The sequence below is a fragment of the Ktedonobacter racemifer DSM 44963 genome, assembly GCF_000178855.1.
GTDB lineage: Bacteria > Chloroflexota > Ktedonobacteria > Ktedonobacterales > Ktedonobacteraceae > Ktedonobacter > Ktedonobacter racemifer.
Map to the genome: position 1 here is coordinate 1,298,329 of NZ_ADVG01000002.1, position 11,909 is coordinate 1,310,237.

Annotated in this window: 7 protein-coding genes and 1 pseudogene; 3 read left to right on the forward strand and 5 right to left on the reverse strand. The window is 54.7% G+C overall.

Annotated features, from left to right (window positions below; translation table 11 throughout):
- Positions 1-81: 81 nt before the first annotated feature.
- From KRAC_RS21960 to KRAC_RS21980, 3 genes and pseudogenes are all read right to left on the reverse strand, one after another.
- Positions 82-687: a GtrA family protein gene (locus tag KRAC_RS21960; RefSeq protein WP_007910871.1), complete on the reverse strand. Its 606-nt coding sequence runs from the start codon at positions 685-687 to the stop codon at positions 82-84.
- 266 nt (positions 688-953) lie between these two features.
- Positions 954-2,491 (reverse strand): annotated as a pseudogene (locus tag KRAC_RS66355) (zinc ribbon domain-containing protein).
- A gap of 289 nt (positions 2,492-2,780) precedes the next feature.
- Positions 2,781-3,233, reverse strand: a complete 453-nt coding sequence (locus KRAC_RS21980; RefSeq protein WP_007910872.1) for a VOC family protein — start codon at positions 3,231-3,233, stop codon at positions 2,781-2,783.
- A gap of 259 nt (positions 3,234-3,492) precedes the next feature.
- On the opposite strand from KRAC_RS21980, the gene KRAC_RS21985 reads away from it, so the two are divergent.
- The 3 genes from KRAC_RS21985 to KRAC_RS21995 all read left to right on the forward strand — a co-directional run bounded on the left by KRAC_RS21985 (position 3,493) and on the right by KRAC_RS21995 (position 6,625).
- The gene (locus KRAC_RS21985) at positions 3,493-4,440 is read left to right on the forward strand and encodes a quinone oxidoreductase family protein (RefSeq protein WP_007910873.1); all 948 of its coding nucleotides are present in this window, start codon (positions 3,493-3,495) and stop codon (positions 4,438-4,440) included.
- A gap of 35 nt (positions 4,441-4,475) precedes the next feature.
- Positions 4,476-5,603, forward strand: a complete 1,128-nt coding sequence (locus tag KRAC_RS21990; RefSeq protein WP_007910874.1) for an aminotransferase-like domain-containing protein — start codon at positions 4,476-4,478, stop codon at positions 5,601-5,603.
- Between the two features lie 410 nt (positions 5,604-6,013).
- The gene (locus tag KRAC_RS21995) at positions 6,014-6,625 is read left to right on the forward strand and encodes a hypothetical protein (RefSeq protein ID WP_007910875.1); all 612 of its coding nucleotides are present in this window, start codon (positions 6,014-6,016) and stop codon (positions 6,623-6,625) included.
- 172 nt (positions 6,626-6,797) lie between these two features.
- Here KRAC_RS21995 and KRAC_RS22000 read toward each other — a convergent pair whose 3' ends face one another.
- On the reverse strand, positions 6,798-9,320 hold the full coding sequence (locus tag KRAC_RS22000) for a flippase activity-associated protein Agl23 (protein ID WP_007910877.1): 2,523 nt from the start codon (positions 9,318-9,320) through the stop codon (positions 6,798-6,800).
- Positions 9,321-9,470: 150 nt separating this feature from the next.
- The gene (locus KRAC_RS22005; protein WP_007910878.1) at positions 9,471-11,873 is read right to left on the reverse strand and encodes a DUF2298 domain-containing protein; all 2,403 of its coding nucleotides are present in this window, start codon (positions 11,871-11,873) and stop codon (positions 9,471-9,473) included.
- Positions 11,874-11,909: the final 36 nt, after the last annotated feature.

The window sequence follows — 11,909 nt, forward strand, 5'->3', positions numbered from 1 at the left end:
CACCCCAGGAGAGAGTTTATCTTTTGCGTACTTACTTAGTAACCGGGGGTAACTTAGGTTTTCCTGTTGACGCACAAACGCTTAGAGAGTTTCTTCAGTCTTCACATGCCGATAGGTAAACAGATGGTGAATAGTAAAGTTGTAGAACAGCACAATGATCAGCGCAGAGGCCTGGGCGAACAGCGGCCAGACATGCACCAGGTAAATGAGGCTCATTTGAATCAAGAAGGTCAGTATACTACCACTAATACATGTTAGATGGAAGCGTAGGCCACGCTGGAGCCACGAGCGTTGGCGACCCCCCGCAACATGCCGGAAGGTAAAGTAGTCATTGGGTATAAAGTTGGCCATGATAGAAATTTCGGTCGCACAGAGGAAAGCAACCACCAGATGCACTGTATCCGGTCCTGGCACTGGAACAAAGTGATAAACAATAGAATACACGATCAGATTGACAACTGCCGCGAAACCACCAATAACGACGTAACTGCTCAAACGCTGGAGCATACCAGCGCGACCGCCAGTTAAGGTATCGACGACATCCAACACGCGATTCGCAACGCTCCAGGAATAGGGATGGTAGGAACGCGTAGGAACGTCGGCAGGGGTGGCAGGCACTACAGATGCAGCTGGCTCCTCAAGGAGAACCGACTCTACAGAGACTTCTTCCAGGTTACTTAACGACATACGTATCTCCAAAAATCTTTCATAGAATCGTTGCACAGGATGTTCTGTTCACGAATGCAAGACGGCCAATCCTCGACCAAAGTAACACACGAAAGATAGGCCCCCCATGAGTACTACCGGGTGCTGGTGGTCTCCAGAAGCATTTTAAACCTGTGGGATTTCAGCGAAGATCAGGAGAATCAATAAGTGACACTCCGCATGGGCTAAAGCCCAGCAGCTTCTGACACGGCTCCGTAAGCGCCTCCGTGAGACATGTCCCGTAGGGACTACTCAAAATGGAGGCGTAGTGTGGTAGCCATATCTGAGAGGCGCGCACCCATCCGGCGCAATCCCCCCTGGGCGGTGCCAGGCCCGTTGGCGTGATCCCCTTGCCTTGCTTGAGCAAGAGATGGTTGCCCTTCGCGTTCGGCATCCTGAGAGATCCCAACACCTGGGTCTTTCGACCCCCTCATCGCACGTCGCGAACGAGCATGAGGCTTTTCCTTCAACGGTTCTTGGGAGCGCTCGATCAAGCGCTGCCCGATTCTCAGACTGGCATTGCGGTCGGCATGGTCGCGCATCTGGCATTGTGGGCACAGGCAAAGCGCCGCGCCGGGCGTGTATCCCTCAACCGGCTCGCCCTCATTGTAGCGAATGACGGGCGCGTGACAGCGATGGCATTCCCGGCTCGTATTGCGCGGATTGACACGGCACGTGATGAGACCACCTGCATTCCACGCCTTGTACTTCGCGTACTTGAAGATGCGCCCTGCGCATCCAGTAGGCGCGTTTCATGTTGCTGCGGCGCGCATACGTGCCTTTTTGCGGGCGCAGGGTGCCTAGATGCTCGAAGACCAGTATGCTTGCTTGCTGCTCGATGGCGAACTGGACAATGCGGGCGCTCACCTGGTGCGCGATGTGCTCATCGACGTGCCTGATCTTGCGCCACAGATCAGCATTGTCCTGTTCCCCTTCGGCAATGATGCCAGTCTGAGATCGGTTGTGTGCAATGCGTCCGAGCAGTCGCGCGCCTTGTGCCCGATACCGCTGTGCCATTTCCAATGAAGGACGTCGCCAGGATGGTGCCTTCGACTGCCTGGACGGTACACACGGCTACATGCTGGTCGAGGTTCAAATCGACCGCGCAGATACGTGTCTCTTTGGCTGCTATCTGTTCAACAACGTTGGCGGGGGCCTCCAACGTTTTCTCGATGGGAGTATGCAACCACCAGCTCTTGCCCTTGCGAACCAGTTGCGGGCTCCCGAGTGCATACCCCTCGGGAAGATCGCGAGAAAGCGCACCAATTTTGAGCCAGGACCAGCACGAGCCGGTCCACACTCTGAGCATGATGGAGTGCTGAGAGCGTTCTTTCCACAAGCCCGCGTAGAAGGAGACCGATTTGTTCCAGGTGCGCGGCGGGACCGGTGGCCGCTCCCTGAACGGCTGCTTCTTCTTGCCCTTTTTGCATGGTTTGGCCTCGTGCTTCTCTTTGCGTGCTCGCCACGTTTTGAGCGAGGAGAAAAATGCGCGAGCAGAGCCAAGGGCTGCATTGATGGCGGCGCGCCGGAACATCGCGGGGATATCCGGGGCGATGTCGGAGAGTGGCAGAATGGGATGGGGGCCCTTCTCCGTCGCATGGGTGAGTTTCTCCAGGGCGGTGAGGGCCTCCTTGTTCTTGAGAGAGAGGATGCCCTCATGGGCCTGGATGACCTCAAAGTAGAAGGCCACGACACGATTGTAGAGCGCCTGATGCTCCGCGAAGGAGTGGGCTGACTGTGGCGGATACTGCAACGCTTGTCTGATTGTTTTCGTGGCTTTTGCCATTTTTAGTACTTTTCTCTCAAGAAAATATATTGTGTCTCTTTTAGTGTATACTACAATCCGTTGGAATTGTCAAACATATGTTCTCTATTGTGCTATGCAAGGGCTAAAGCCGGGACACGCCTCACTGCCGCCGTTGAAACGGCGCAGCTTGCGGCGGGCTAAAGCCCGTTGTGTCAGCATTACCTTTCACTTCTGGTAAGTACTGTGCGCATCCTGCCCTGGCTGCCTGCGGCAGCCAGGGCAGGATGCGCACATCACCTCTTTAAGCGAGCGCCGCAGGCGCGAGAAGTCAAGCGGCTGTCCCAATGCAGCGAGCCAGGCAGAGTGAGCGTGCCTCGGGAAAAGGCTCTAATAGTGCAAACATATTCTCATCAGGATCAGTAAAATGTGCCTCGATTCCATAAAGTTGCCTGGTAGGAGCCTGAAGAAAATGTACACCTCGGGCAATCAATTTTTCATACGTTTCGTCGCAGTTGTTTGTGGCAAACATCCAGGGATTGCGCGGATCCATGCGCCTCAACACATCCTGCATCCAGGCTTCATCATGATAAATACCCGGTTTCGCCAGCGCCAGTTGCGGCTTTCGCTGCCCCCTGGGGGCCACAGTTACCAGGCGTAGACCCGGAGCATAGGTAATATCCAGGCACTTCTCTAGCCCCATAATATCGGTATAGAACTTAAGCGCGGTATCCTGGTCCTGCACCAGGATAGAAATGAGGGAAAGTGATGTTACTAGTTGCATATGTGATGATCCCTAACCAACCAATGAGCAACAGCTCATAAAACTGCTACAAACCATGTCTACCTTACTATTCTCACGTCGGCCTCTCTATTATATAAAACATTTGTTCTAAAAGCAAGAGTAAATAGGCATAATCGCATTCGGCATCTGCGGGGAAAGTGCGGTACAATATCTGCAAATACTCCCGCACATGTATAAAGCCAACATTTCAACGAAGAAACCTGTTGCAGTCTCGTGTGCTAGAAAGGCAAACGACAAGATGAAGGCAGTACTCTTCGCTCGCTATGGTGAGCCAGAAGTCCTTGAAGTCCAGGAAGTAGCGGATCCAACACCAGCAGCCGACCAGGTATTGATCGAGGTCAAAGCTACGACGGTCAACCACCTGGATCTCTTTCAACGTGATGGCAGTCGCCCTATCCCACACCTGCCCTTTACTCCCGGACTGGAAGCCGCAGGGATCGTGCTCGCGGATGCCCATGGCTTCCATGCAGGAGAGCATGTATTGACCACTCGCGCCGCCGAGGCCACAGGAGGCGGTGGATACGCCTCTAAGATCGCGGTTCCCGCCAGATACCTGGCTCGCCTGCCAGCAGGCGTGAGCTTCGAAGAGGCCGCCGCTGCTGGCCTCGCCGCCTCAACTGCCTGGGGCAGTCTCTTCGACCTGGGAAAGCTTCAAGCTGGTGAGCGGGCCCTTATCTGGGCAGGCTCCAGCGGCGTTGGCACCGCAGCGATTCAGCTCGCCAAACAGCGGGGGGCCTGGGTCGCCACCACCGCCAGTTCGACGGAACGGGCAGAGGAGCTGCGCAAACTTGGCGCAGACCTGGTCATCAACCATCAGCAGCAGGACGTAGGCGCGGAGCTACAAAAGCTCGGCGGGGTCCAGCTCATTATAGAACTGGTCAGCTCAACGTTACAGCAGAGCATTACAGCGTGCGCACCCAATGGGCGTGTCGTCTTGATCGGCAACCTGGGAGGCAAGGAAAGCACCGTCGACACACAAGCCTGGCGCCTCAAGCGCGTAACGGTTATCGGTGGCGGACAACTACGTGCCACGCCACGCGACGAGCAGAATATTCTCCAGCTCATTGCGGACAAGGCATTTACCCCATTAATCGCGCGTGTTCTCCCTATTGAACAGGCAGCTCAGGCTCATGCATTGCTCGCCTCAGGCCAGGTGCAAGGGAAAATTGTGCTGCGACATATGTAGTTCTACCTGAAACATGCAAAGGAGTTTGTGAAAGCATGCAGAAGACCACTTCGTCCATCAGTAACAATATTTCATTTACACGCGGCGTGCCCGCGCTCGAGGCTCTACCAACGACCCTCTTTAGCGAGTGCCTGCAAGCGGTTCTCGCGGGTCCAGACGGAAAAACTGTGCTCCAGTATGGGCATAACGGTGGCTATGTGCCCCTCAAACAATTGCTCGCGGAACAGTATCATGTCGACGTCGACCAGGTACTCATTGGCAATGGCTCCCTACACCTGCAAGATATGCTTACCGCCCAACTGGTCCAGACAGGGGATGTCGTCTTTACCGAGCAGCCCAGCTATGATAGGGCCATCAAGACCTTTCGCCGTCGTGGCGCCAAAGTGATCGGTATTCCGCTCGCGCTCGATGGCGTCGATATTACGGCCCTGGAAGAGGCCCTGGCTCGCTATACGCCTCGCTTTATGTATATCGTGCCCGATTTCCAGAATCCCGCTGGTGTGACGACCTCCCGCGAGAAACGCCAGGCCCTGGCGCAACTGGCGGAGAAGCATGGTTTCTACCTGGTTGAGGATGTGCCTTACCGCACGTTGCGCTACAGTGGCAAAACGCTGCCGCTACTGCGCGAACTCAACCCCGAACGCACCATTACCGTCAGCTCATACAGCAAGCTCATCAGTCCCGGAATCCGTGTCGGCTATCTCATCGGCCCACGTGATATTGTCAAGCCGCTCATCGCTCTGGCCGAAGATACCACTCTCGCCCCGGTGCTTCCAACGCAAGCCGCTGTACTGGAGTTTCACAAGCGTGGTTATTTCGAGCGCAACCTGGAAAGTCTGAAGCAGCTCTATGCTCCACGTTTGCAGGCGATGATCTCCGCCATCAAGACCTACCTACCAGGCATCGACTTCGCCGAGCCCGAGGGTGGTTTCTTTGTCAGCATCACCCTGCCCCAGGAGAGTAACTACCAGCACTTACTCCAGCGTGCCAAAGAGCAAGGGCTTTTGCTCACTGATGGGAACGGCTTCTTCGCGGACCACCTGAACGCCCAGGCCAACCAGGCTCATACAGGTGACCGCTTTGTGCGGCTCCCCTTCTGCGCCCTCACGCCTCAAGAGATTGAGGCCGGGATGCAGCGCCTCGCCGAACTGGTGCGCGCCTAAGCTAGTTTCAAGCAGGGAGCCTGTTCGCAGGCTCTCTGTTAAACCCCTTACCCCTAAATCGTAGGTCCAAGCTTGCTTGGACTCTTTTCGCCAGAGAATACATTCACCCGACGCGAACCTGGCATCCCTCCTTTAATTACAGTCTTCTCATGTGCTCCTACACGCTTCTCACCCTTCGCCTCTCTACTTAAGTGCAAAACAGGCATAGGCAACAGCTACTGCTCTACTCAATCTCAGAAAAAGAGTTTTAAACGCGGCAATACAATATTAAATAATCGTTAATATTGTGAAATTCGATTTTATAATATTGACACAGTTGCTCTATTTTCGTGTATAGTTATAAGCAATAAATTAGTGCTCACACCTCAAAAGTATTTATACAAGAAATAGATGTATGTGTGGAGGATTCTGTGAACAATCCAGAGGGTTTCGCCTACAGGCATGATGGGATACGCCTGCACCAGTATCAGCGAGCCATACTCACCCGCCTCCCGCTGGTCGCAGCTGAGGTCACGCACTTTGATGAACTCCTGCAATGGTTGGGGGAGGCGCTCATCCACTACTTCCATATTCAGGTCACTCAATTCTGGGTTGGTCATCACCGCACGACGACAGGACAACTCTACCTGGAACTGCGCATGATGGTCTTTCAAAACCCCTTCCTCTCACAAGAGATCGTCGTCAATCCCCAAATGGCAGAGGCCATAGAACGAATCTTCCTCGAACGACGCGGCCTCATGCCTCAGAACATCGATGCCTTTTTCCCGCCCCAACAGACCCAGGCGCTTCACTACAATCATCTCAGCTACTGGTCCTGCTACTTTATGAGCCATGGCGCCCTTCTACCAGCAGCTAAAGGGCAGGGCGGATCGAGCAAAAGCAAAATTCCCTTCTCCATGGCGGTCACCCTTCTCTTCCAGGAGATGCCACACCCACGCCTGCTCCCGGTCATCAGCTTTATCTTAGAGCAGGCCATCGTTACCGCCAAACAATATCAACTCCTCAAACCCCTCACGCTCTAATACTTTGTCAAAATCCAATGTAACTGTTGGCCATGGGCAGAAGCATGTGAGCCACGCGCAGTCCTTCCCGCGGGGAAAAGGGGGTATGGTGATAGGCTGGCTCCGCCAACCTGTCACCATACCCCCTTTTCCCTGAAGAGCCGCGTAGCGGCGAGAAGGAGCGCGATCTCGCTTAAGAAGCCAGGTCCTTGCGGACCAGGACCGCCATGTCATATGAGCCATCGGTGCTACCAATCGCCTGGCGGTACCACCACCAGTTCCAGACATGGGAGGCCGCGCTCCCCAGATTAAACTGCGCATGTGCTGGCGGCATGTCGCCATAGCTGAGCCAGAGCAGAGGACCAACGCCACCCCAGGTTGGCTGACCAGCGCAGTTATTCGTATTTGTCGGCACACAAGGGGGCGGCTTATACCCCTCATCCCACCAGGTACGCATATGATAGGTAGAGACCACGTACTGGTTCTTGTAGAGCGCTTTATAAGTCGCCAGGCAGTCACCACCGACAATCACCACCGGCGCGTTGGTCGAGAGCGGAGGGCAGACATTCTGCGCATCGATGTTCAAGAAGGTGGTCTGGTGATAATCGCGCAGGTACCAGGCAAAGGGCCAGGTCGCGTCGCTCACCACGCTAACCGGCAGTTTCTTCTCGCCGTGATACAGCTTGTTATCCACCGCATCAACCTTCGCCATCACTTTATTGACGTCAAAGGTCGTCTGCACATACACCATCATTTCGTGTGGGCCATCGGCGGCATGCACATATGTGACCTGGAACATATTCTGCAGCGTTGGCACGAGCAGCAGTAGCGCGAGCACGAGGACTGCAATAGAGCCAAAGGCCCGTCCCGAAGACAGAGGGCGAGAAGTCACCGGTACACCCACGGGAGCGCTTGCCCGTGCGTTCAAGCGCTGGCGCGCCCAGTCCACAACCGTCACCACCGCTGGCTGCAAGCCGAGCGCGGCCAGTAGCATCATCGGCATCGTCATATGGATCATCAGCCAGGGCATCTTCTCGCCCGCCCAGGAATAGATGAAGACGCTGCCAACGAACCAGTACACCAGGAAGAGGCGAAAACGCGATGGGCGCCGGAGGCAGCGTACCACGCCCACGAGACCAAAGACCAGTCCAATCTGCTCATACAGCGGGATCAGCATAAAGTAGTAGTACCAGGGCTGCTCACCACGAGCCACCTGCTGCTGCTGCAACCAGTAATACAAGCCCTGCCAGATGCCATCGCCAATGCCACCACGGATATTGGTAAAGAGGACCGTAAACAGGATCAAGAAGACCGCCCAGCCACACAGGATGGCAAAGACCCAGTGCATCCAGGGCATCGTCGTAACCACGTCAAGCAGGGGCTGGCGCACAGGATCAACAAACTTCGCCAGGCCCCGACGACGCCCATCGTAGACAGGCAGTTTCTCGAAGTATTCCAGCATCAGAATGACAAGCACATAAATGCCCAGCGCGATGCCCAGCCAGGGCACAATCGCAACCGTGATGTTTTTCAGATTGGCCACAAAGTTGTTCGCCAGTGGCTGCGTCTTGGGATCATTGATATAGAGCGAGAGGGCGTGCATGTAATGGAAGAAGGCCAGAGCCACCGGCGCAACCACAACGACCAGAATCAGCAGAAATAGGGGCGCCCACGTTCGGGGCAGAAATTTTGCTGCCTTTGGCGCGCCCTCGGGTATGTCCTGCGCAAATGGGAAACGCACAGCGATATCCCAGACGACCAGGCCCACAAAGAAGCTACCTAAGATCGCCACCGTGAGGAAGGTCGCCTCCTTGGTTGCGTAAGAGAGCGCAAAGGCAACCGAGCCAGTGATCAACCATTTCAGCGAGCGATCACGGCAGTAGCGCGCCATCGAGACCACTAGGAGCAGGGTAAAACAGGCCATGTAGATATCTTCGCGCGCGAAACGCGAGAAATACACCAGGCTGGGCGAGATCGCCAGCAGGAAAGAGGCCAGCAACGCCCCATATTTTCCCAGATAATCGCGAATAAAGAAAGGTAAACCAACGATCACCGTCCCCAGGGTCGCGGCGGCGATGCGTACCGTTGTGGTATTTACGCCATTGTCCGAAAAGCCCAGTAACTGGCATATTTTGTACACCAGGGCAATGGCATGGAACTGGAAGGGACCATGCAGCAGCGGATCATAGTGGTAACAACTGCTGGTGGGGCTAAAGCAACTCAGCCAGTTCTCCATGTTGTGCATCAACATCAGCGAGTAGTAAGCGTGCAAGCTTTCGTCGTGATGCAGAGGCTTATCGCCCAGGTTCCAGAAACGCAGGATAGCGCCCAGCAAGACCAGGCCGAGAAAAGGGGCCCAGACGATTACCTGTTCGCGCGAGGGAAGTTTGAAGGTAAAGCCCTGGCCAGACGGCTGTAATTTCTCTGCATAGGCCTCTGTCTCAAATGAGGGCTGCTCCTCCTCTTTGCGCACAACATGCGTCGCCACAGACGCATCCTCTTGCTCTGGCGCGCTTGCGGCACGCTCTTCATCTGCCCCTGGTACTTCTGCATGGGACGATTCCAGGGGCAATGCAGCGCTCACAGCTTCAGGCTGCGTTTCGGCCCTCCCCTCACTCAGAGCCTCCTCTGGCTGTTCCAGTTGTGTTTGCTCATCTGGGATCGTCTGCTGAGGGATAGGCTCCTCTCGACGAGTGTCAGTATCTGGTCGCTTCAAAGACTCTTCCTCCTTGCACGGCTTACTACTGATCCGAAATCCTGAGCGCGGAGCGCTAGTCACGAGAGTGACGTCGGGTCTCGGAATAAGAACTTGGCGTAAATAATCGCTCAAGTGGATGCTTGATCTATTTCAACCTGTGATTACACGTTAATTTTGTATTTTGTAAATGGTCACGCCATTCGCATTATAGACAATTTGCATAAAAGCGGCAAAACGATGGAGATCAGCCGCCTGGTACTTTCGATACTCTAAAGGCCCAACGTATAGGTACTGGATGTTGTAACGCGCCATATTTTGCAGGACTATCTTCTTATCAGGATCCTGGTAGATCAGGTCAACCGCCGTTTGCCGCTGGTTGAAGTCCTCCGAGTTCTGCGCTGTATGCAACATTGTCACACGCCATTGCAGTTCATGCCCAGGCCAGTTGATCGGACTCGACAGGCCGGTAAAGATGGAGACGCGCCCATATTCGGAATAATCGCCGCCAACCGCCTCCACGATGCCAGGATTCCCCTGCACATGCGTGTTGAGCCAGAGAATAGCATCATAGTCGCCCGGATACGTTGGATCGCCCCGTAAGTAATCAAGTCCATTTAAGCTTCCCATTGAGGCCAACATACCACTCGGCAATGGAAATTTTCCTGGCCCATAACGCGCATAGGGCGCCTGCAAAGGATAGAGCATGCCAGACAACAGGAAGAGCAGCAATAACGCATACCAGCCCACGACTCCAGCCATTTGCCACCAGTATGCCACAAGTGCGCCAACTTTCACAGGGCGGAAACTCTGCCAGAGAAAGTATAAGCCAACACCCGAGGCAATTGAGAGCAACGCCCAGGCCTGAAAATAGAATTTAAAGACCGTGTTCATACGCGGGTCCTGGTCCGCAAAGACATCGCGCAGGAAGAAGACTTCACAGCCCGCGATGAGCAGAAAGGCCAGAGCGCCCAACAAAAGCGGGTAGGCATGGGCGCGGTCTCCCTGGTGATAGAGCGCGAGCAGAAACGCCGCCAGCGCAATACCCGCCGCCACCAATAGTGTGGCGCTTTTAGGCACCAGCACCAGGACCAGCAGGCCGGCTACCAGGACAAAGGCCACGAGCCACCAGGCAAAGCGTGAATTGCTCAACGTCAACCAGGAGGGCGTCTCCTGTGGGTATAGCTCCGCCAGGTCCAGCAGTGGGCGCTTCAACGCGCTGGCAAAGAGAAACGAGAGTACCACAAAGGCGAAAATACCGTAAATAAGCCACTCGCTACCGAGCGGCGAGCGATCCTCCGGCTTCACCAGCCCCACGCCCTGCGCTGGCGAGACAAACGTGATAAAAAAGGGCAGATACAACAGGAATGTCAACACAACAAGCGAGACGCAGGCCACAACGATATCGACGACCAACACCCACGAAAAGTTCCGCTGGTAGGCAAGCCATTGTTGAAGCGCGATACAAGCCAGGCAAAGTCCCACATACGTTGGATAATCCCACCCATTCATCAAGAAGAGCCCACCCAGGATCAAGGCGGTGCAAACAAGGGTCAGTGCCAGCCGCCAGCCCTCGCCAAAGACGTTTAAGCCGCGCCCTGTAGGCTCTAAAAAGAGATTGAAAACGGCGCCAATCCCCAGCACGGTAAAGGCAAAGGCCAGCACATGCGCATGAAAGCAGGATAGGAGAAAGCTAAAGGCGGGAAACTCATTGATCGTCTTATTGATGACTCGCGAGGGGCCAACCCAGAAGGTATAGGCCTGGTCAAACGTGGTCGTTATCATGCCATGGTTCTGCCACCATAACTGTGTCGCGGCCAGGTTGCCCATGAGCAGGGCCATCACAATCGTGAGCAGGCCAAAGACAATGCCGCCTGCCAGCGGCGGATACACCGTCGAGGGATGCTCCTGTGAGACAGTCCCTCCTGCATGCACCTTGCTGCGTAGATAACGTGCCCAGGCCACAATATTGCAGGTCACGCCAAAGAAATTGAGGCCAGTTAAGCCAAAGAGCAGGCAGATACCCGTATTAAAAGCGACATAGGAGGGTTGATTGAGCAGTTTCGCCAGCGTCGCGATAAAAAAGTGCGCGTAATAGTAGTAGTTGATGGGTGAGCCAGCATACCACATATCGGCTGGAGGAAGATGCTCGCTGCGCAGAATAGATGCCAGGAAACCTTCATCCATAAACATCTCCCAGCCCCGAATCTCAGGACCAAAGGAGCGTACCCATCCCAGCAGGCACATCATTCCCAGAAAAATAATCTCGGTCGCTATCACATATCCCAGGTTCACACGCAGGACCTTGCCAACCTCGTGATATATCTTCCTCCAGCCAAATAGCGCCAGCGCCGCGAGAATACACAGCACTCCCACCAGAAAGAGCCGGGTATAGGGCAAAAAACGCAGCCACATCAGCGGACACCAGGCACAAAATACAAAGACAATCGCTCCCAGCGACTTACTAAATGCCCAGCCCCGATCGGGCAAATTATGAAAGACCATCAACGCGAGTGGGAAACCGATCAGACCGACAGCCTCGATCAGCACCCACATCTGTAATAATTCCAGCATAGCTTCTCAACCTGAATAGAGGACTCTACTAAATAT